Source organism: Cyclobacterium lianum, assembly GCF_900143075.1.
GTDB lineage: Bacteria > Bacteroidota > Bacteroidia > Cytophagales > Cyclobacteriaceae > Cyclobacterium > Cyclobacterium lianum.
Map to the genome: position 1 here is coordinate 184,630 of NZ_FRCY01000007.1, position 21,866 is coordinate 206,495.

Consider the following 21,866-nt stretch of genomic DNA (forward strand, 5'->3'; position numbering starts at 1 on the left):
AACAGAAGAAATTAGGTCACACCTAAAATCTGCCCGGACAAACCATCTGCCGGGAATGATCCGGCCAGGTCTGAACAAGCGAACGATAGCATGTAAGAAAAACTTCTTTTCAGCTTTTTTTCCCGAAAGCGTCGAATTCAATGAAAAATGGCAGGTCTCCTGACTTCCACCGGTTGATCCGCCTTCTCATCCGGGATACGGACAATGGCTGAGGATGGACAACCCCTTCTGTAAGAATGGGACAGAAGGTATGGGTTACAGTTGCGGGAACAGTTCCGGACTTTCACCGGATTCCCTATTAATCCCGAGAGCCTGGTACAGGATCGGGAACCATAAATCAACACAAACATACGGTAAAAACCGGATTCAAAAAATGTTTTATAAAAATTAGCTATTGGAAATGGAAAACACAATGGTTTACTTTGGAATCAAATTTTACCGTCCATGTTGTTTTTCAAACGAGAAATAGTCTTTACCCGCACCATTTTGGCAATCTGGCTAATTCTTTCCGGTTGCAGTGAAAACCAACAAAATTCTAATCTTTCCAGCCTGGAGAAGATCCATCTGGACTACGCACAGGGTTTTTCCATTTATAAGGATAATGACTGCTACCTGCTGGAAATCGGACAAAAATCCGGAAACGGAAACTTGTTTCTGGTTCATCCTCCAGGCAAAAAAAACAATTCCTATACAGGAGCACTCACCGGCACCATACCGAAAGCAAGCCGGAAGATTATTCTTACTGCTACCACACAAATACCCCACCTGACATACCTGAAAGCGGAGGAGGCGCTGATTGCCTTCCCCAACCCTGACCTCATATCTTCGCCGGCAGTCAGAAAAAGAATTGCTGAAAATAAAATTGAAGATCTGGGACCAGGTCCATCTGCCGATATCGAAAAAATTATTGCTGCAGATCCCGATTGGGTGATGATATCCGGTTTTGGTGAGGCGGGTCAATTGTTGGAAAGGCTCAAAGCCGCTGATATTCCAGTCATTGTAAATGGTGAATATCTGGAAAAACATCCCCTGGGCAGAAGCGAATGGATAAAGCTTACCGGGGTCCTGTTGGGGAAAACTGATCTGGCAGACAGTATCTTCGCTCAAATAGAAAAAAACTACCGGGCGGCCGCATCAATTACCAGACATATCCCTGAAAAAGAGAGGCCTACAGTCCTTTCCGGCAGCCTGTACAAAGATATCTGGTATGCGCCTGCCAAAGAAAGTTGGGCGGCAGGCATTATACAGGATGCGGGGGGGGCCTATATATTCCGGGACCTTGATGGAAGCGGTAGCTTGTCATTGAACTATGAATTTGTACTGGAAAATGGCAGGAGAGCGCAATATTGGATTGGCGCCTCAGACTTTAAAAATCTGGGGCAAATGGTGGCTGAAAATGCCCGGTATGAAAATTTCGATGCCTTTCAACAAAAAAAAGTATATACCTATACCCGGAAAAGAGGAGCTACCGGCGGACTGCTGTATTTTGAAGAGGGCTACCTCCGTCCGGACTGGGTTTTGCTGGATATGATCAAAATCCTGCATCCGACGAAGGCAGCGGGGCATGAATTTCAATATTTTAAAAGACTGAATGAATAAACCGAGGACATATAAGCTGCTATTCTGCTTGTTTTTGTGTCTGCTGCTATGGCTGATCAACCTGAGCCTGGGGTCGGTAGCCATTCCCCTGAGGGCGCTAATAGAGCGGCTGGCGGGAATTCCCTTTGAGAGGGATAGTTGGGAGATTATTGTCATGGAATACCGGCTGCCCAAATCCCTTACTGCCGTGCTGGTCGGTATCGCCCTTCCCATAAGCGGCCTACAGATGCAAACCTTCTTCAGAAACCCTTTGGCAGGACCGTATGTGCTGGGAATCAGTTCGGGAGCGGGGCTGGGTGTAGCGCTGCTATCCATGGCCGGAACGGCATTTGGCTGGCATTGCCTGCAGGGATCGGGAAATCACTGGGCTGCCATAGTAGCAGCAAGCCTGGGTGCCATCGCCGTGTTGGTACTGATGGGACTGGCCGCCTGGAAAGTCCGCGACAGCATGAGCCTGCTGATTGTTGGATTGATGTTTGGCAGCGCTGCTTCTTCGTTGATCACCTTGCTGGCATATTTCAGTGCTGCTGAAGAGTTAAAAATGTTTACCATCTGGTCGATGGGAAATCTTGGAAATTCGGGCTGGAGTGAACTGGGGCTGCTTTCTGTTCTGCTTCTGCTGGGGCTGCTACCTGCACTGCTATCGGTAAAAGCTTTCAATGCCATGCTTTTGGGCGAAAATTATGCGATAAGTATGGGGATCAATTTCGAACGCCTTCGTTGGTCTATGATCCTGAGCACAGGCTTGTTGACTGGAAGCATTACGGCTTTTTGCGGTCCGATTGCGTTTATTGGTATCGCTGTTCCCCATTTGGCCAGATTGCTGTTCAGGACAAATGACCATACCTTCCTTTTCCCGGCAGCCGCACTTTTGGGAGTACTTGTCCTGCTGGTTTGTGACAGCATTAGCCAGCTTCCCGGAATGGCCAGCAGCCTGCCCATCAATGCGGTGACCACAGCCTTTGGAGCCCCCCTGATTATCTGGCTGATCATGAGGAGAAATTTTAGTGAAGCGTTTTAATTCATGAATGAAGCATCAAACATACAGCGAGTGGAAGCATCCTCCATCCATGCCAGAGATCTGGACCTGGGCTACCGTGCTCCCCAAACCCTTATAGCCAAAGGCATCTCCTTTGATTTGTTTCCGGGCGAGCTTACCTGCCTTATGGGTCCAAATGGTGTAGGCAAGTCCACCTTGCTGAAAGCAATTTTACACCAAAACCCACCATTAAAAGGAAAGGTATTTCTGGATCAAGTGGATGTATCAGTCCTGAGTAATCGGCAACGCGCCAAAAAATTGGCGGTAGTACTCACGGAAAAAATTACATCAGGTGAGATGACTGTAAATGAGCTGGTGGCCTTGGGAAGGGTACCCCATACCGGCTGGTCGGGACTGCTGAGCCCCAGGGATAAATTGATGGTAAAAAAGGTTCTGGACTTGACCCATATCAGCCACCTGGCCAATAAAAAACTGGCCGCCCTGAGTGACGGGCAAAGGCAAACCGCATTGATTGCCCGAGCGCTGGCGCAGGACAGTAAGGTGCTGATCCTGGATGAACCTACGGCCCATCTCGATCTGACCAATCGATTTGAGATCATGCATTTGTTGCGTCACCTTGCTAAAAAATCCTCCAGGGCCATCCTTGTCGTCACCCACGATCTGGAAGTGGCCATGGAAACAGCAGATAAGCTTTGGATTATGGAAGCCCGCAAGCCTCTGCTGGCAGGCTGTCCGGAAGACCTGATGATACAAGGACAAATACAGAGGCTTTTGCCGGGAGACAAGTGGCAGATAGATCCTCAATCGGGAAAAATCAGGCTTTTGGATCCGGCGAAACTTCCGAACATTGAAGGTCCCTCACACCTGAGCCAATGGATCCGAAACGTTTTCAGAAAAAACCCCGAACTGTACCAACCAAAACAAATCCGGGTCCGGGACCAGCCGTTTGGCATATCGCTGTTTTTTCCAAACCGGGAGGAGAAAGTAACCAGCATTGCTGAAATGATCCGATTTTTACGAACACAGCCGACATAAAATCTCTGAAAAGCTTTACCGTAAAAAATTTTTTCATTACTTTTATTATCAATTTTTAATTCTTTACAAAACTATGAAACCTATATTTAATTCTAGAGTTAACGGATTTTTGGTTTTTAGGCGAAGCTTAAAAACTGAATATTAGATAGGAATACAAGGTATTCTTTTCGTGAATATAATTTAATAATACCCCAAAAAACCCAGTTAAAATGTCAAAGTTTCTGAAAATCATCCTCATTTCGGTGTCCTTTATTGTGGTACTGCTTATAGGCGGCCTGATTTATGTATCTACAGCATTGCCTGATGTAGGACCGGCAGCGGAAAACTTCAAAGTAGAGATAAGTCCCGAAAAAATCGAAAGGGGCAAGTACCTGGCCAACCATGTGATGCTGTGCATTGACTGTCATTCGAAGAGAGATTTCAGCCTTTTCAGCGCCCCACCCATTCCCGGTACTGAAGCCGCCGGCGGAGAACGATTCGACCACAGCATGGGCTTCCCCGGTGTATTTGTATCTCCAAATATCACTCCTGCAGGCATAGGCGATTACACCGATGGCGAGCTGTTCAGGCTCATCACCACCGGAGTCAAGAAAGACGGGAATCCCATTTTCCCTGTCATGCCCTACACCAGTTATGGAAAACTGGACACCGAAGACATTGAGGCCGTTATTGCCTACATCCGAAGTCTGGATCCTAATCCTACAGAAAACCAGGCATCCAAGGCTGACTTTCCGGTAAACCTGATCATGCGCACCATGCCTGTAGAAGCTTCTCTGACCAGCCGACCTCCCGCCAGCGATGCCGTTGCCTATGGAAAATACCTGACCACTGCATCTGCCTGTGCAGACTGCCACACAAATTTCGAAAACGGCTCCTATATTGGGGAACCCCTTGCAGGAGGAAGGTCGTTTTTGTTTCCTGATGGCAGTGTATTGAATTCAGCCAACCTCACCCCCCATGAAACGGGATTAAAAAGCTGGTCAAAGGCTCAATTCATTGAGAGGTTTAAGATGTACGAAAATGCTGAAAATATCAGCAAGCTGAGGCCGGGAGAAATGCAAACCATCATGCCCTGGGCCATGTATGCAGGAATGAGCAGAGAAGACCTTGGCGCCATTTACGACTACCTGCGAAGCCTGGATCCGGTAGACAATGCGGTCACTAAATTTATCGCCAAAGAAAATTCATAAACTGCTGCCGGCGCCACCATCTATGGGGATCGATGCTCCGTTGATATAGGCAGCCTGAGGGGAGGCCAGAAAGGCAAGCAGGTAGCCGTATTCTTCAGGCTTTCCAAACCTGCCTGCGGGAATGGCTGCCTTTCTGGCCGCTATCAATGCGTCCTGACTATCGCCGGTTTTCTGTACCTGGTTGTCAATTAGCTCCCGGATCCTCTCGGTGTCAAAAGCACCCGTGAGAATGGAGTTTACTGTAATGCCATGCGGAGCCATCGCAGCAGATAGTGACTTGGCCCAACTGACCACAGCCGATCGTATGCTATTGGATAGGACCAGATTGGGCATGGGCTCCTTTACCGACACTGATGCGACATTTAAGATACGGCCGTATCCCCGCTCCTTCATACCATCCAACAACAGATGGGTAAGGTGATGGTAGGTCTTGAAAAGCAAATCAAACGCTTCCTGATAGGCATTGAGCGACATTTGCTCCGCCGTACCAGCACGGGGCCCATTGGTATTGTTAATCAGGATATCTATCTTTTTCCCCTTAAAATACCGGTTTGTCCGCTCTTTGAAATCGTTGAAATTCAAAAAATCAACTTCCAGATATTGGTGCGTTTGCCCCTTTGCTACCGAAAGTGAATTTTTTGCGGCTTTCAGTTTTTCCTCATTTCTGGCCATAAGCGTGACAGAAGCCCCACTTTCGGCAAGCTGCCGGGCTATGGCCAGTCCCAGTCCGCGGGTCGCTCCTCCCACCACTGCCTGATATCCTGTAAGATCAATAATCATTTCTTGTATGGATTTGGTTGATTCAATTGCCGGATTTTCCCGACCGCCTGCACGGTAAGTTGCGTTTTTGAAAGTATATCCAAGCCATAAAGATTACATTTGTTTATCCGAAAAGTCTTTCCGGCCCGGATCCAACATCCCTCCCCTGCGATAATCTCTAAAATTAAAACAAAACGAAGATCCAGCCAAAAGCAGGATCAATAATCTGAAGAATTAATTAACAAAGCCTATAATTTTTATAGGCTTTGTTGGAAGTTGTTGGAAAATAATATTTATATTTGTCCTACTAATAATTGGCATGACATACGAGCAATTTAGCAGGTATTCCTTTCTGCTGGACAGGACCGCCAGGAAGGTCAAACAATATGCCCAGCAAAAGTTTAAGGTAAAGGAATTTGACATCACGGTGGATCAGTGGCTGGTCATGAAAAATCTGGATGAGCGGGAGAAGCTCAGCCAGACGGAACTGGCACACCTGGTTTTCAAGGACCATCCTACACTGACCAGAATAATAGATATTCTATGTAAAAAGAACTTTGTAGAACGCATTCAGCATCCGGAAGATAGAAGGAGCTACCAGCTACACCTGACTGCAGAAGGCAAGGAAAAGGTTGCCGCATTGAAACCACAGATTGCGTCGATAAGGCAAAAAGCCTGGGAGAATTTAAATGAAAAAGATTTTGATGAGTTTAAACGAATCCTTAATACCATATATTCCAACCTGGCAGAATAAAATGGCCAAATATTTAAAATAGTTGTTATACTAACTATATTTGTACAAACAATCGAATCCCGGCGGGGTTCAACCATAAAAATTGATTAACACCATGATTACTACTGACATTTGTATTATAGGAGCAGGCCCGGTGGGGTTGTTTGCCGTATTTGAAGCCGGTTTATTGAAGATGCGGTGCCATCTGATAGATGCCTTGCCGCAGGTAGGAGGTCAGCTTTCTGAAATTTATCCGCAGAAACCCATTTACGATATTCCTGGCTATCCGGAGGTGAAGGCTCAGGAGTTGGTAGACAATCTTATGGATCAAATCAAACCCTTCAGCCCCACTTTTTCTTTAGGTGAGCGGGTAGACCATCTCAGCAAGCAGGCAGACGGATCCTATGTTTTGACGACCAATGACAAAACCCAGATTCACGCACAGGTAGTAGTGATCGCGGGAGGTCTGGGCTGTTTCGAACCCAGAAAACCTGTATTGGACAATCTGGAAAATTTTGAAGGCAAGGGAGTGGCCTACATGGTAAAAAATCCTGAGCAATTCCGGGATAAAAGGGTGATTTTGGCCGGTGGAGGTGATTCCGCTCTTGACTGGGCCATTTATCTTTCCGATATCGCACAAAGGGTGACGCTGGTGCACCGCAACGAAACTTTCAGGGGTGCGCCGGATTCCGCTTCGAAGGTATTTGATCTGGCCAACGAAGGAAAAATTGATTTGATCCTCTCAGCCAATCTTAAAGAATTGGGGGGCAATGGCCACCTGGCATCGGTACTTTTGGAAGACAAAGCCAAAGCCAAAATAAAAATAGACACGGATTTTCTGATCCCTCTATTTGGTCTCAGCCCTAAACTGGGACCGATTGCCGATTGGGGCCTTACTGTGGATCGAAATGCGATAGAAGTAGACACCCGCGACTATTCCACGGGAGTAGAAAGGATTTATGCTATCGGAGACATCAACACCTATCCCGGAAAATTGAAACTGATTCTCTGTGGCTTTCACGAAGCGGCCATTATGATGCAATCCGCATTCAAATATGTTTATCCGGATAAAAAATTAAGCTTCAAATACACCACCGTAAACGGAGTCAACTCCTTTTAACATTATTTTTCACAAATGGTAACATTTACTGTAGAAGACCTGGAAGGCAATCGTCAGGATATCGAGGCTCCGGATGATATGGGATTAAGCCTGATGGAAGTATTAAAGGCCTCCGAATATCCAGTTTTGGCTACCTGTGGGGGAATGGCGCTCTGTGCAACCTGCCACATAGAAGTTTTGGCCGGTAAAGACTCACTCGGGGAAGCTACCGACGTGGAGCTGGACCAATTGGAAGCCCTTCCTGAATTTTTCCCCACCAGCAGGCTGGCCTGCCAGATCAGGATCAGCGAAGAACTCGAGGGTGCCGTCATTAAACTGAGAGGCGAAGACAATTAAACATTTCTCAGAGAAAACAGAGGGAGCTTGCAGAGGCTCCCTCTATTTTTTCTCAGTGTTACCTGCCGGAAACCAGGGGCTTACTATCTCCCGGAACTTTTCTTGCTTCACCGGTTTCGTAAGATAGGCGTCAAACCCGGCTACTGACAGCCCATGTGAATTTTCACTGCTCATGGCGTTGGCTGTAAAACCGATTACGGGAATATCGTTCCCATTTGGCAATGCCCTGATCGCAAGCAGCAATTCATTCCCATTCATTTGAGGCATGTGTATGTCGGTAATAACCATATCGGGGACTTCCTGAAGCAATAGATCCAGTGCCATCTTCCCGTCTTCTGCTTCCAGTATTCTGGCATTGGGACTCAATTTCTGAATGTATATTTTTACCAGCATGCGGTTGACAGCATTATCCTCAGCCAGCAATACGGTAAATTCAGGCTGTATTGCCTCGCGGGTATCATCAGAGGGATGTGGCGGTAAATGAGCCGGCTGCACCCCTTTCTGAATCCTGGAAAACAGCGCCTTCAATTTCCCGGGCGTCACGGGCTTGTCCAGGGTGAAATTACACCCTATCTTCTCGTAAGACTTGATGGTTTCCTCCTTGTCATTACTCCCTGTCAGGGCCACAAAATCTACCTTCTTTTTTTGTTTCCGGGCGATTTGCATCATTTGTTCCATAGCGGACAGGCTATTTTTGCCCAGCATTGCATGATTCAATAAGACTACCGAAATACTTCTGTCACTTTTTAGCAGGTCGAAAGCATCATTTACAGAAGTAACAAACAACGTTTTTAAGGCAAAACCCATGCAATACCCCTCAATGGCTTTACCTGATATCTCATTTCCATCCAAAATCAGGACTTGCGAAATGCCCTTTATTCTTTTCGTACTCCTTTTGGAATAGGTTGCCGGCAAATCAAAATAAAAGCAACTCCCCGACCCTTCTTTACTTTCTAGCTGGATTTTGCTTTCCATCAGCTTGAGCAGCTTATTGCATATGGTCAAACCCAGACCCGTACCGCCAAATTTTTTGGTGGTCGACGAATCTGCCTGCGAAAAAGCTTCAAAAATCAGTTCCTGTTTTTCATTTGGAATACCAATCCCCGAGTCGACCACGGCAAACCTGACATGTCCGCTGTCACTGCTGCCTGTCCCAGCCTTCCACTCCACTCTCAGGATGACTTCTCCGGATTCCGTAAACTTTACAGCATTATTGAGCAAGTTAAGCAGGACCTGCCTGAGCTTGAGTTCATCCGTTTCGATCTTCTCTGGTACATTCGGCTTTACCTCTAAAACCAACTCCAACCCTTTCTGGTGGGCCTGAAAACTCAAAACGTCCAGAATATTTTCGAGGAGTTCAGGGAGTACGATGCTTTCCTTGTGAAAGTCGGCTTTACCCGACTCGATTTTCGCCAGGTCAAGTACATCATTGATCAGGCCCAGGAGGGTATTGGCAGAGTTGAGAGCGGTTTGTGCATACCGCTGTTGTTGTTCATTCAGCCTGGTCTTGGTAAGCAGTTCCGTAAATCCGATAACACCGTTTAGCGGAGTCCTGATCTCGTGACTCATATTGGCCAGAAATTCGCTTTTCGCCCGATTCGCATCCTCAGCGGCCTCCCGGGACCTCTCGATCTCGATTTGAAAATTTTTTTCCTGTGTAATTTCCCGGATCAATATCAGGCTACCTGCCAATTTTTGATTTTCATCCTTTACCAGAGATTTGGTAAGCAGGTACCAATGGGTATATCCTTCGTTCCGGCGTTTACATTCACTGATCTGATAACCATTTTCCCCTGATATCAGCTCGAGGATTTCAGGCCAGTTCGTTTCTATTTCCCTCATTGCACGCTGCTCCTGTATACTGCTGATTCCGATCAGTTTTGCGGCAGAAAGGTTTAAAGTAACCAGCCTGCCATTTTTGTCCAAAACCAGCACTCCTTCCTGCATGTTATTGAACAGGGTACGGTAGGCTATGGGTACTATGGTGAAAAGATTGAATTTTTTCAGGCCCAGATAGAAAAAAATGCTGGTACCCAGAAAACCAAAAGGAATCGGATCCAGCAAATACGGAATATCTCCCGAAAGGTACCATATATATAGCAAAAGAGGGCTACACAAGCCCAGAATAACCATCAAGACCTGCCGGGAATCAGATGGCGGAATTTCCCGGATCCTTTGGACCAATAAGGCCAGGCTGAGAAACAGTAATATCAATGTATAGCCCTGGTGAACCCAGTAAAAATATCCTTTACCGGTTTGAATGAGTTGGAAATTACCGTTGTGTCCGATCTCAAAATAGGTGTAAAAAAGCTGGTGCCAGTCATTTGTCCACACCAGGACCAGATTGATAAGCGGCAGAAAGAGGAGTAAAAAAATCGATTGTTTGAAAATCCGGTCCCGCTTTTCAGTATAGGCCAGTGTAAACATAATCACCAGGGGAGCAAAGAATACTGCTCCCAGATATTGTGCCTTGATCATCAAAATTTTTGACCCGACTGCAGGAAGTGTCAATTCCAGAAAATAAGAAAAAGAATAGATAAAGCATGCCAACATGAGCCACATGAAATACCTGAATACCTGTAACTGCCTTCCTTTTCTGACAAAAAGTGGAAACAATAAGGGAATGATGGCAACTGCCATCAGCAGAAAAAACAAATACGGATACTCAGAAAACGAAAGCATGTCCAAAAAAACTCCTTTTCAAAAGTAATATAGAGGAATAAATACACATTTGGTACTTTTAAAATAATTATTTACCTGCTGAGGATATTCAAAGAAAAAAATTATGAATTTTATGATATCAAAAATGATACATGAAGTTCAAAAAAAGCCGTTTACATACAGACCTGCTCAAAATAAAAACAGCCTCCAGAAGAGGCTGCTTTTATCTTGTTAAAAACCTTAATCTCTATTGTTTTGTAGGATTATTTCATGCCTAAAGGAAGCGATATTCCCCACCACAAGCAAGAATGCTGGTCCCAATGACTCGTATATCTGTCCGAACGGTATAGATTTATTTCCCTGATAAATTCACCTCCAGGATTATCCTGCTGCGCATTACGCATACCTACCGCTTTTTATCTGATTTTTTGCTATATTTATTATATGAGATTTTTGATCTGTATTGCCGGTTTCATTGGATTTTACTTTTTTACCGGAAATTCATTATATACCTACGGTCAAAGCCAATTTGCCTACCGTCCTGCTTTTACTTATCCTCCGGATTTTGGGCCGGAATACCTTGAAGAGCTGAAAACCATTCTCTCTGATAAACAACTTCCTGACAGCCTGAATTGGAAAATGCTCTGGGACCTGAGCTATTACACCCACACCAGAGACCTTCATAGCGCGCTTAAATTTGCCGATCGGGGACTTAAATCAGCCGACAGGGCAAAAGACCTGCGATGGCAGGGAAAGTTCCAACTAATAAAAGGTGCCATACTGGTAAGAATGAACGAGCCGGATTTGGCAGAAGAGCTTCTTAGCACTGTACAAAACAAAGTCGACTCCAGTGATCTTTGGCTACTCTATACAAACATGGGATATGTCTACGAAAGAAAGGGAGACCTTCTCCAGGCCCTCGACTGGGCCAAAAAAACCCTGGATCTGGGTATTCAGACCACTGATATCAAGGCCCAGGCCATGGCCTACAGTGATATCAGCTACTTGTTTTGGAAGCAGGGAAAATATGAGACCGGATTGGCCTATGGCCTTCATTCCCTGGAGCTGTTCAGAAAACGTGGCATAGACGATCTGGATTATGACTTCACGCATTACGTAGTCGGCAACAATTACCTCGCCCTCTCACAGTTTGACCAGGCAGAAAGCCAGTTCCAAAAAAGCATTGAAATGGGCGAAAGGTTCGGTTTCTACAATAACCTGAGCGACGCATATATTGCCCTGGTGACACTAAACATCGAAAGGGAAGATTTCCATGCTGCAAAAAGTGCAGGAGAAAAAGCCCTGCAATATGCGGTCTTGCTTAAAAACGACTTCATGCAAATGCGGTCGCTTCTCGGTTTGGGAGAAGCCTGCATGGCATTGGAAAACTTCAGGGAGGCCGAAAATTACCTCCAGCGTTCCATTGATGTAGCGGGAAAAGATTTTGCAGATTATTTTTTCCTGAGTAAGGTGTATAAGAACCTAAGTGAAGTATACGAAGAGTCTGGTGCTATGGAAAAAGCACTGGCCTTCTTTAAAACCTATCATCTCCTGAACCAAAAGGTTTTCAATACAGAAACCGAACAAAAAACTGCGGAATTAAAAGCTGCCCTGGAGCTGTCTCAAAAAGAAAATATCATCAAACAGCAAGCCATGGATCTTGCCCAGCAGAAAAAGACCGCAACTTATTGGTTGGTGGGAAGTGTTCTCCTTTTCGTTTTTCTGCTGTTGCTTTTTCGTGGATACCGGGTAATTAAAAAGAAAAACCTGTTGCTGGAAATACAAAATAAGGAAAAAAGTTTTTTAGTGCGGGAGACACATCACCGCATCAAAAACAACCTACAGGTTGTCAGCAGCTTACTCTCATTACAATCTGCACATGTAAAAGACCCGCTTATACGGGAAATCATGCGCGAAAGCCAAAACAGGGTACAGAGTATGGGCCTCATTCACCAAAAGCTATACCAGGGTAAAAACCTCGCTTATATTGAAATGAAGGATTATTTCACCAGATTGGGAGATGATATCCTTTGTAGTTTCGGTGCTGAGAAAAAAGTGGATCTGGTATGTGAAATGGAGTCTTTAGAACTGGAAATTGTGACTGCCATTCCGATCGGATTGATCGTAAACGAATTGATCACCAATTCCCTGAAATATGCCTTTAAAAAGACCCAGGCAGGAAAAATCGAAGTTTACCTTCTAAGGAAAAATCAACGGCTGGAATTGCATTATAGAGACAATGGTACCGGTTTTGCGGAAAAAACCCAGGATTTGCCACCGGGATTCGGTACGCAATTGATCCAATTGCTGAACAGCCAGCTAAACGGAAAAATGGAGAATCCGATCCATGAGGGGGCATACTTTCTATTTTCCTTCCCTGCCACAAAGCAAACGGTTTACGCATGATACGAATAATGATCATTGAGGATGATTTGGTGCTGGCTACCCATCTGGCACAACAACTCAATAACACCGGCTACCAGGTGAGCGGAATAAAGACTAACGGACCGGATGCAATACTGCATTTTGAAAAGTTTCAGCCTCAACTCTTGTTGGTAGATATTGGTCTCGGCGGAGGAATGGACGGAATTGAAACGGTAAGCAGGATCCAGGAGGAAAATGACACGACTGTCATTTTTCTTACCGGAAACGATGACCAGGCGCATTTTGAAAAGGCCCGAGAAACCCAGCCCTTTGCCTTCATCTCCAAACCATTCAACTTCAATGAATTGCTCCGAACATTGGCATTGGCTACCGCTAGGATGGAAGCCGAACAACAGCGTTCAGCTTCGGCAGGTTTTTATCCGGACAGCATATTTATCCGAAACCAAAACAAACTGGTAAAAATTTTATATGATGACATTCATTTCGTTGAGGCTGAACGAAATTATTCAAAAATACATACCGGTGAACAATCATTTCTGGTAGTCTCTCCCCTGAAAACGCTGGCAGGAAAACTTCCTGCGCATCTTTTTATCCGAATTCACCGATCCTATTTGGTCAGCATCCCAAAAATTGATGCCATTGGCGACGGGTTTCTGGAAGTTAATAGAAGGACCATTCCAGTAAGCAAGCATTTCAAGCAGGCATTATTGAAGAAAATTAATGCCTTGTAATTCCTGCTCCCATACCCTTGTATGCTGTATTCAGTTTATCTTATTTTGAAAAATCCGACTTTACACCGGCTACAAATACCTTTTCCCGGAGGTGTAGCATTGCAGTCCCCTGATGAACCAGGATCTCATGATTTACAGCTCTCCCGCAGTTTCAAAATCCCGGAAAGACGGCGGTACAACTAAAAGCGCTTTGACCAGATAGCCTCCAATTGATTGTCAGAAAACCCTTTCAAATCAGGTTTTGAAAATCCCTGTTACTGCGCTTGTCAATTCAGATCTACTGATGCGCTTTTTTCAGGCCTGCATCTCTTTTACCCCTTTCGACACAGCAAGCCGTAAATTCTGGCGGGCCTTTTCCACGGGATCCGGTAGACGAAAATCCAAACCTGCCAATTGCAGTAGCTTGTCAAACCCGGCCTGGGCTCCCTCCTTACCCGCAGAAATCAACCAAATGGGTTTTCCAACGCTTCTGGCCAATTGCATCAGTTCAAAACTACCTTTGCCCTGCGCCGATTGAAAATCAAACTTGCCTTCTCCCGTTATTACCATATCCCCATCGAGCATGCGTTGTTTTAATCCGGTCTTTTCAAAAAAATACCTGGCTCCCTGCACCATTTTGGTCGGAAAAAAAGCACTCAGGCCCAGTGCGATGCCTCCCGCTGCACCAAAGCAGGGCTGGTCTTCCAGCGTCCATTTAGATTTTTTTTTCAACAGGGCAAACAGATTTCCGGCAGCATCTGAAAATTTTTGATGCTCAGCGGTATCCAGCCCCTTTTGAGGACCAAACACGGGGATGGCACCCGAAGGGCCAAAGAAGGGGTTACTGACATCACACAGACAGGTAAATGCTATCTCGGGTAGCTTTTTCCCTATTTGAATGTGGCACACCCTTTCCAGAAATCCAGGACTGAATTGTGGCAATTTCCGGCCGTTTTTGTCCAGAAATTTTACGCCTAAAGCCTGCAAGATACCGGTGCCCATATCGATGCTGGCACTTCCGCCCAGTCCCAGAATGATTTCTTTCGCACCACGGTCTATTGCTTTTTGAATCAACTCTCCTGTACCATAGGTTCCCGCCGTCCAGGGCTCTTTTTCCTGTGTCGCCAGCCACTTGATGCCCGACACAGTCGAAACATCCAGAAAGGCAGTATGGGTAGGGGCATGGTAGCCGAAAAAACCCGATACAGGTCTTCCCAGCGGTCCGCAAGCTGTGGCAGATACGATCTCCAGACCAAGCTGGCGACTCAACAACAAACAGGTGCCATCGCCTCCATCGGCAATGGGGCATTTGTCCACCTGGTCACCGGGCCTGTTCTCAAGGATAGCTGCTTCGATAATATCAGCGGCCTCTTCCGCTGATAAGGTTCCCTTGAACGCATTGGGTGCTACCAGCCATTTCATTCCTTATCCATGATTTTCATTCTTTCAAAATAATCCCTGGTAGCAGCTACTACCTTCGGCGACAGGTAGATGGCCGATATCATGGTAGGAAAAGCCATGACTGCATACATGCCATCTACAAAACTCATGACCACACTCAGGGAGGTCACCGCCCCCGCAACTATCGTAATCAGATAAAAATAATTGTAGAAATGCGCCTTGTCTGCACCAAAAAGGTAATTGAAACATTTATGGCCATAATAGGAATAGGTAAACATGGTGGATAGCGCAAATACCAATACGGCTGCCATCAGCAGGTACTTGCCAATCCCAGGCAGCCCCTGCTCGAATGCGGAAAGGGTGAGGAGCACTCCATCCCGTTCACCTGATTTCCATACGCCTGTTACCATGATTACGAGGGCCGTGAGGGTACAGACTACGATGGTATCAATGAATGGCCCCAGCATGGCTATCAGACCTTCCCTGACCGGCTCACTGGTTTTGGACGCCCCATGTACCATAGGCGCAGTGCCAATACCTGCCTCATTGGAAAAGGCCGCCCGTCTGGCTCCTATGATGATCACCTGCCCTACTGCACCGCCCAACACGGCTTTACCGGTAAAAGCATCTTCTATGATGACCAGAAACATATCTGGTACTGCTCCGAGGTTTTTGAACAGGATGATAAAGACAGAAATAAAATACAGCGCTACCATAAATGGTACCAGGAAAGATGCCACCCTGGCGATACGTTTTATGCCTCCAAGAATTACCAGGGCTACCAGAAGCATTACGGTAACGCCTATTATCCATTTGGACGTTTGTCCCCAATCCAGGTCAAATGGCCGTAGCAGCACTACCCGCAACACTTCAGTAAGCTGGTTGGCCTGAAAAATGGCCAAAAGCCCCATGATTCCGGCTACACAAAAAATAACAGCTAGAAAACGCCATTGCTTACCCATACCCTCCTCTATCACATACATGGGTCCTCCCTGAACGTGCCCGGAAGAATCCTTTCCACGGTACATGATGGCCAGCGTACAGGTAAAGAATTTGGTGGCCATACCCACAAAAGCAGATACCCACATCCAGAAAATAGCGCCGGGTCCACCGGTACCGATAGCAAGAGCCACTCCACTGATATTTCCAAGGCCCACTGTGGCGGCTATGGCTGATGAAAGTGCCTGCAGCGAGCTGATATCTCCGGAAGCATTGGGATCATCATATTTTCCACCGACCACCTTCATGGAATGCCTTAATCCTCTGAAAGGGATAAAACCAGAGTAAAGCAACATAAAAAAACCTCCACCCATCAACAGGACCAGTAAAGGCGTTCCCCAAATCCAATTGCTGAATTCAATGATTAGCTCTCCCAAAATATTATTTTTTATATTGAAAATACTTCAATCGGTCTCCGCCACAAAGTAAGGATTAAATCTGTAAATACCCTCCACCCATTCTGATAAATGGGGTATATATAATAGTCTATTTGCACAATGCTTACTATTTTTGCAGAAAAACCCCTAATTCAGTACTTATGCCCCACGCTCCACGTACCCTGGTCATCAAAATCGGTTCAAATGTACTGACCCTGGCCGATGGTAGTCCCGACCTGATGCGAATGCGCACTTTGGTGGAGCAGATGGTGTTTCTGCTTGAAAATGGCATCAGGGTAATCCTGGTAAGCTCAGGTGCGGTAGCTTTTGGCAGAAAATCTCTGGCGCTCTCTCCCAAAACGGATGCCATATCCAGAAAACAGGTATGGGCGGCAATCGGACAGATCGATCTGATACGGGCCTATAAGGAATTGTTTTCTGATCTGGGCCATCCCATTGCCCAGTTGATGGTCACCCGGGAAGACTTCAGGGACAGGACCCACTACCTTAACATGAAGAACTGTCTGGAAGGGCTGCTCAAAAACAATATTGTACCGGTCATCAATGAAAATGATGCCGTGGCCGTTACCGAATTGATGTTTACCGACAACGACGAACTGGCAGGGCTGGTCGCAGCCATGGTAGATGCCGACACCTTGATTTTACTCACCAATGTGGATGGCATTTTCAAAGGTCAGCCCTCTGATCCTTCGTCCGAATTGATCGATCATGTCGGCCAGAAAATGCCTGATCTCAGTCAATACATTTCCACCCACAAGTCTTCATTTGGAAGGGGAGGCATGCTGACCAAAATGACCATGGCCAAAAAATCTGCCGATCTGGGTATTGAGGTATTGATCGCCAATGGTAAAAAAGACAATGTGTTGATCGCCTATTACGATAAAACATTGCGCTGTACCTACTTTGAGCCGGGAAAATCAAAGCACAATCAAAAAAAATGGATTGCGCACAGCGACAATTATTCCAAGGGGGAAATCATCATCAACGAAGGGGCAAAAAAGGCACTGCTCTCCGAAAAAATCACCAGCCTGCTGCCGATAGGCATCCATTCCATTAAAGGAGAATTCCTGAAAGGTGACATTGTCCGGATTTTGGATGTTAACGGCAAGAGGATAGGTCTCGGCAAAGCCGAATACGGTGCGGCTACCGCCAGAGACAAAATTGGTGTAGGGGGACAAAGACCATTGGTGCATTATGATTACCTTTACATTTCAGAATTGAATTAAATCCGACAGAAGGTCAAATCCTACTCATGAAAAACCTGGAAGATATCTTTCAACTGGTCCGGGAGGCCAGCAGAAAACTGCCTTTGCTACCTGAAGCAAAGATCAACAAAGTTCTTGATGACCTGGCTATGGCTGCCATCAAATATACTCCGGAAATTCTCGATGCCAACCAGGAGGACCTGGACCGGATGGATCCCTCTGATCCAAAATTTGACCGGTTAAAGTTAACGGAGGAACGCCTCGAAAATATCGCAGAAGACATCATCAATGTAGCCAAGCTGGACTCCCCACTCGGAACGGTTCTGGCAGAAAAGCGTCTTCCCAATGGTCTGGAATTGAAGAAAGTCAGGGTACCCATCGGTGTTATCGGCATCATTTACGAATCCCGGCCTAATGTCACCTTCGATGTGTTTAGCCTTTGCCTCAAAACCGGCAATGCCCTGATTCTGAAGGGCGGATCAGACGCCTATGCATCCAACGCGCAGATCGTGGAGATCATCCATAAAGTTTTGACTAAAAATAAAGTAGACCCCAATATGGTCCACCTGCTTCCGGCAGGTCGTGAGGCCACAAAAGGCCTGCTGGAAGCAGTCGGATTCGTGGACGTGATTATTCCTAGGGGAAGCCAGGGGCTGATCGACTTTGTCAGGGAGAACGCCAAAGTACCTGTGATTGAAACCGGCGCAGGCATCGTTCATACCTACTTCGACAGCTCGGCAGATCTGGAAAAAGGGACCCAAATCATATGCAATGCTAAAACCCGCAGGGTAAGTGTTTGCAACGCTTTGGATTGCCTCCTGATTCACGAGAATCGCCTGAGCGACCTGAAAACCATTTGTGCTCCACTTGCTGAAAAGGAAGTCAAAATCTTTGCCGACCAAAAAGCCCATGAGGCCCTGAAAGGAAATTATCCCGGTGCTTTGTTGCATATTGCAGATGAGGGACACTTCGGCACGGAATTCCTTTCACTTACCATGTCTGTAAAAACAGTGGCGGGAATGGAAGAGGCATTATCACACATTTCCAAATACAGCAGCAAACATAGCGAGGCCATCCTGGCTACTGACGAAAAGCGCATTGATCTTTTCCTTCAGTCCGTGGATGCGGCAGCCGTTTACGCCAATGCCTCAACCGCCTTTACAGATGGAGCGCAATTTGGCCTGGGAGCGGAGATTGGCATAAGCACCCAGAAACTTCATGCCCGCGGGCCCATGGCGCTGGAGGAAATGTGCTCCTACAAATGGCAAATCAGAGGTCAGGGCCAAATCAGGCCCTGATACTGAACCCTTCTTTGCATTTAATTTTCTTGCCAACACTCTATTAAGCTTTATGAGGTAAAACCATTTTCATCAATAGCGCCTTCGTGGCATGGTTACGGAAAAGGAGCTGCCAACAAAATCTTGTCTTTTTGTTTTTTGAAATTTACCTATTGGAAAAATTCTGGTCCAAAGAATTTATTTTTTTTTAGTGCCCTCCATTACTCATTATTGGTGATTCGTAACCAATATATTACTAATGATTTAAATGCTATAACTATTCCGGTATGATTTGGTTTTGATACCGAAGCAAAGATTATTTAACTCATGAATCATCACATCAATGGAAATGCGCAGGTAATCGAAACGGATATTGATGCCTCTAACGGTACACAGCGCCATGGAAGGAGCCATTAGCATCATTGAATAGGTTTGAAGAATTTTGTAAAGATCCAAAAAACGGGCTTTACAAATTGTTGGTTTAGTTTTAAAAGCAGGTCAATAGACCTGCTTTTTTGGTCGTAAAAGTTAAAGGGCCTGCCGTTTTTGCAGCTTGCCTGATTTGCAGGCTATTCCTCTCCGGTATTTTTCCAGGAGCTGGGAAAGATAAGTTCCGCCAGCATACCCAAACCATAGGACAGCAATTGCCCGTATGAGGTCAATATTGCCAGAAAAGCTGTTTTCAGGCTTCCCAAAGCGGTAAAAAACAAAGCGAGTGTCCAGAAAACATAGGACAGCAGCAGTAATCGTGCTCCGCCGGGCCAAATCAGAGCCAGCAGGGGCATTGCCAGCAACCCCAATAAAAAGAATGCCGGAAGGAGATGTACGAGCTTAACGGCATCAGGGTGAAAGCGGCGGATAAACAGCCGGTTACGGCCAAACTGAAAACTCTGGCGCAGGAATGACCAATAGTCATTTTTACGTTGGTGATACACAAAAGCATCTGGTACCAGTTCCAGTCGGTAACCGGCCTTTTTTATGCGCAAACTGATTTCAATATCTTCCGCCATATTGGGATGCACAAAACCTCCCAACCGGTCATACACTTCCCGTGAAAAACCCATGTTGTAACCCCGGGCCTGGTATTTGGAGGGATCCTTCATCTTACCCCGGATACCACCTGTAGTCAACAGAGAGGTCATGCTGAAATTCATGGCCTTCTGCCAGTCATTAAACGTATGGTTCGCGTCGTCCGGCCCACCATGGGCCTGTAGGTGGCGGTTTTGAATGGCCAGGTCCAGTACCTGCAGGTAATGGGCAGGAATGACGCAGTCGGAGTCGAAAAACACGAAGTAATCGCCCCTGGCAAGTTGCATCCCCTTGTTGCGGGCAAACCCCTGTCCGGTATTGTTCTGATAATGGTATTGCAGGTTTATTTTTTCTTTGAATGTTTCTGCCTGCTTACTTGCTTTTTGCTCGGAGCCATCATCCACCAGCACCACTTCAAAGTCCTCGTAGGTCTGCTTACACAGACTTTCCAGCAACAGCTGCAGTTCTTCCGGGCGGTTGTAAACCGGGATGATGACAGAAAAGCGCATCAAGATCCTGCGTTAATTTCCTCTTCGATATTGTAGTCGCTTTTCTGTGCGGTGGAAGAAGTCATCATTTCGGCCAGAAAGCCGGTTAAAAATAATTGAACTCCCACAATCAAAGCCACCAGCGCCAGAAAAAAAAGCGGTTGACTGGTGATTTCCCTTACGTGAAGGCCGAGACGCAGGCCCCGGATTTTTTCGAAAATCAGCCAGACAGTAATGAACAGGCCTGAAACGAAAGAAAGTGTTCCCAGCAATCCAAAAAAGTGCATGGGATTTTTGCGATAGCGATTGACAAAGGAAACCGATATCAGATCCAGAAAACCATGAACAAAGCGCTCCAGCCCAAATTTGGTACTTCCGTATTTACGGGGGCGATGGGCGACTTCCTTTTCTCCTATACGGCTAAAACCATTCCATTTGGCTATCAGAGGAATGTAGCGGTGCATTTCCCCGTAGATATGGATATTTTTGACCACTTTTTGGTCATAAGCTTTCAGACCACAGTTAAAATCGTGGAGCTTGATACCGGATAACAGCCGGGTGACCCGGTTGAAAAAACGAGAAGGCAGGGTCTTGGACAGGGGGTCATAACGTTTGCGCTTCCAGCCGCTGACCAGATCAAAACCGTCCTCTTTGATCATCCGGTACAGTTCGGGAATTTCTTCCGGGCTGTCCTGCAGGTCGGCATCCATGGTAATCACCACCTCGCCGCTGGTCCGCGCAAAGCCGGTATCCAGGGCGGCGGATTTTCCATAGTTCCGAAAAAAACGGACCGCTTTTACACATATCCCCTTCCGGGAGAGGTCCTGAATGATACTCCATGAGCCGTCCGAGGATCCATCATCGACATAAACCAGCTCGTAGGACAGGCCGGATGGCTCCATTACCTGACTGATCCAGGCCTGTAATTCGGCCAGGGATTCTTCTTCATTGTAAACGGGTATGACGATGGAAAGCTGGGTCATTAAAAATCCTTGGTTTTATCTTTCTTCTTTAGGATGGCACCCAGGATCAGAGCCAGAATGGCATAGATGATGATTGATACGCCGAATGCCTTGAGCTGACCGGCTACGGTAAAGCTATTGGCCATTTCATTTCTCATTTCATCAATCTGGTCTCCCGAAATGCTGTCACCGGCACCGAAATTATCCAGCATGGCCACCATATTTTCCAACTGTGTTTCCACAAGCATTTCCGGCAGGCCGGGATCGATCACAAAATAAAGGATCATATTCCCTATAGTGGAGATCAGGCCGGAAACGATCAGTGTCACAAAGGAAAACTGAAATGCTGCGCCAAAATCCATGTAGCCGCCTATTTCCTTGCGGTATTGGATACCAAAATAAATGACAAGCCCGAAAAAAAGCACCAAAACGACAATGCCGTACCAGGCAGCTACCAAATAGCTGTAGTCTATAAAATAAACGATAAAATTGAATACCAGCATGAGCAAGCCGATAATTACCCCCGCATTCAGGGCTGCCCTGGCTGGAGTATTGCTTTTGAGTGTTTGTGGTTCCATA

General features: G+C 46.2%; 18 protein-coding genes and 1 riboswitch. Of the genes, 11 read left to right on the plus strand and 7 right to left on the minus strand.

Annotated elements, in window-relative coordinates:
• Positions 1 to 132 precede the first annotated feature (132 nt).
• Positions 133 to 350: riboswitch (cobalamin riboswitch) on the minus strand.
• Between the two features lie 94 nt (positions 351 to 444).
• The 4 genes from BUB19_RS13390 (at position 445) to BUB19_RS13405 (ending at position 4,824) form a co-directional block, all read left to right on the plus strand.
• The gene (locus BUB19_RS13390; RefSeq protein ID WP_073095064.1) at positions 445 to 1,599 is read left to right on the plus strand and encodes an ABC transporter substrate-binding protein; all 1,155 of its coding nucleotides are present in this window, start codon (positions 445 to 447) and stop codon (positions 1,597 to 1,599) included.
• Positions 1,592 to 2,620, plus strand: coding sequence for an iron ABC transporter permease (locus tag BUB19_RS13395; RefSeq protein WP_073095065.1), 1,029 nt, complete (start codon positions 1,592 to 1,594; stop codon positions 2,618 to 2,620). Before BUB19_RS13390 ends, BUB19_RS13395 begins: the two co-directional genes overlap by 8 nt.
• Before the next feature lie 3 nt (positions 2,621 to 2,623).
• Positions 2,624 to 3,634: an ABC transporter ATP-binding protein gene (locus tag BUB19_RS13400; RefSeq protein ID WP_073095066.1), complete on the plus strand. Its 1,011-nt coding sequence runs from the start codon at positions 2,624 to 2,626 to the stop codon at positions 3,632 to 3,634.
• A gap of 209 nt (positions 3,635 to 3,843) precedes the next feature.
• Entirely contained in the window at positions 3,844 to 4,824 is a 981-nt protein-coding gene (locus tag BUB19_RS13405; protein WP_073095067.1) for a c-type cytochrome, read from the plus strand.
• Here BUB19_RS13405 and BUB19_RS13410 read toward each other — a convergent pair.
• Positions 4,819 to 5,604: an SDR family oxidoreductase gene (locus tag BUB19_RS13410; protein WP_073095068.1), complete on the minus strand. Its 786-nt coding sequence runs from the start codon at positions 5,602 to 5,604 to the stop codon at positions 4,819 to 4,821. The genes BUB19_RS13405 and BUB19_RS13410 overlap by 6 nt on opposite strands.
• A gap of 298 nt (positions 5,605 to 5,902) precedes the next feature.
• Between BUB19_RS13410 and BUB19_RS13415 the strand changes: the two genes are divergently transcribed.
• The 3 genes from BUB19_RS13415 to BUB19_RS13425 all read left to right on the plus strand — a co-directional run bounded on the left by BUB19_RS13415 (position 5,903) and on the right by BUB19_RS13425 (position 7,772).
• Positions 5,903 to 6,337 carry a MarR family winged helix-turn-helix transcriptional regulator gene (locus BUB19_RS13415; protein ID WP_073095069.1) on the plus strand — a complete coding sequence of 145 codons (435 nt, stop codon included), beginning with the start codon at positions 5,903 to 5,905 and terminating at the stop codon, positions 6,335 to 6,337.
• 94 nt (positions 6,338 to 6,431) lie between these two features.
• Entirely contained in the window at positions 6,432 to 7,436 is a 1,005-nt protein-coding gene (locus BUB19_RS13420) for an NAD(P)/FAD-dependent oxidoreductase (RefSeq protein WP_073095070.1), read from the plus strand.
• A gap of 15 nt (positions 7,437 to 7,451) precedes the next feature.
• Positions 7,452 to 7,772, plus strand: coding sequence for a 2Fe-2S iron-sulfur cluster-binding protein (locus BUB19_RS13425; RefSeq protein WP_073095071.1), 321 nt, complete (start codon positions 7,452 to 7,454; stop codon positions 7,770 to 7,772).
• A 42-nt stretch (positions 7,773 to 7,814) separates the two neighbouring features.
• Here the strand turns inward: BUB19_RS13425 and BUB19_RS13430 are convergent, their stop codons facing one another.
• The gene (locus BUB19_RS13430) at positions 7,815 to 10,454 is read right to left on the minus strand and encodes a histidine kinase N-terminal 7TM domain-containing protein (RefSeq protein ID WP_073095072.1); all 2,640 of its coding nucleotides are present in this window, start codon (positions 10,452 to 10,454) and stop codon (positions 7,815 to 7,817) included.
• A 423-nt stretch (positions 10,455 to 10,877) separates the two neighbouring features.
• Between BUB19_RS13430 and BUB19_RS13435 the strand changes: the two genes are divergently transcribed.
• On the plus strand, positions 10,878 to 12,839 hold the full coding sequence (locus tag BUB19_RS13435) for a sensor histidine kinase (protein WP_073095073.1): 1,962 nt from the start codon (positions 10,878 to 10,880) through the stop codon (positions 12,837 to 12,839).
• Entirely contained in the window at positions 12,836 to 13,549 is a 714-nt protein-coding gene (locus BUB19_RS13440; RefSeq protein WP_073095074.1) for a LytR/AlgR family response regulator transcription factor, read from the plus strand. Before BUB19_RS13435 ends, BUB19_RS13440 begins: the two co-directional genes overlap by 4 nt.
• Positions 13,550 to 13,843: 294 nt before the next feature.
• On the opposite strand, the gene BUB19_RS13445 is transcribed toward BUB19_RS13440, so the two are convergent.
• Positions 13,844 to 14,950 (minus strand): glycerate kinase family protein, encoded by a 1,107-nt coding sequence (locus BUB19_RS13445; protein ID WP_073095075.1) that lies wholly within the window; start codon positions 14,948 to 14,950, stop codon positions 13,844 to 13,846.
• Entirely contained in the window at positions 14,947 to 16,305 is a 1,359-nt protein-coding gene (locus tag BUB19_RS13450) for an alanine/glycine:cation symporter family protein (protein WP_073095076.1), read from the minus strand. Before BUB19_RS13450 ends, BUB19_RS13445 begins: the two co-directional genes overlap by 4 nt.
• 161 nt (positions 16,306 to 16,466) lie before the next feature.
• Here BUB19_RS13450 and proB point away from each other — a divergent pair, with 161 nt between their 5' ends.
• Together proB and BUB19_RS13460 are read left to right on the plus strand one after the other, a co-directional pair.
• Positions 16,467 to 17,552 carry a glutamate 5-kinase gene (gene proB / locus BUB19_RS13455; RefSeq protein ID WP_073095077.1) on the plus strand — a complete coding sequence of 362 codons (1,086 nt, stop codon included), beginning with the start codon at positions 16,467 to 16,469 and terminating at the stop codon, positions 17,550 to 17,552.
• A 26-nt stretch (positions 17,553 to 17,578) separates the two neighbouring features.
• Positions 17,579 to 18,829: a glutamate-5-semialdehyde dehydrogenase gene (locus tag BUB19_RS13460; RefSeq protein WP_073095078.1), complete on the plus strand. Its 1,251-nt coding sequence runs from the start codon at positions 17,579 to 17,581 to the stop codon at positions 18,827 to 18,829.
• Between the two features lie 548 nt (positions 18,830 to 19,377).
• Here BUB19_RS13460 and BUB19_RS13465 read toward each other — a convergent pair.
• Genes BUB19_RS13465 through BUB19_RS13475 form a run of 3 tightly spaced genes read right to left on the minus strand, consistent with a single transcriptional unit; the run spans position 19,378 to position 21,865 of the window.
• Positions 19,378 to 20,346, minus strand: a complete 969-nt coding sequence (locus BUB19_RS13465; RefSeq protein ID WP_073095079.1) for a glycosyltransferase family 2 protein — start codon at positions 20,344 to 20,346, stop codon at positions 19,378 to 19,380.
• The gene (locus tag BUB19_RS13470) at positions 20,346 to 21,308 is read right to left on the minus strand and encodes a glycosyltransferase family 2 protein (protein ID WP_073095080.1); all 963 of its coding nucleotides are present in this window, start codon (positions 21,306 to 21,308) and stop codon (positions 20,346 to 20,348) included. Before BUB19_RS13470 ends, BUB19_RS13465 begins: the two co-directional genes overlap by 1 nt.
• Complete coding sequence (locus BUB19_RS13475; RefSeq protein ID WP_073095081.1) at positions 21,308 to 21,865, minus strand: DUF4199 domain-containing protein; 558 nt, start codon at positions 21,863 to 21,865, stop codon at positions 21,308 to 21,310. The genes BUB19_RS13470 and BUB19_RS13475 overlap by 1 nt, the downstream gene beginning before the upstream one ends.
• Position 21,866: the final 1 nt, after the last annotated feature.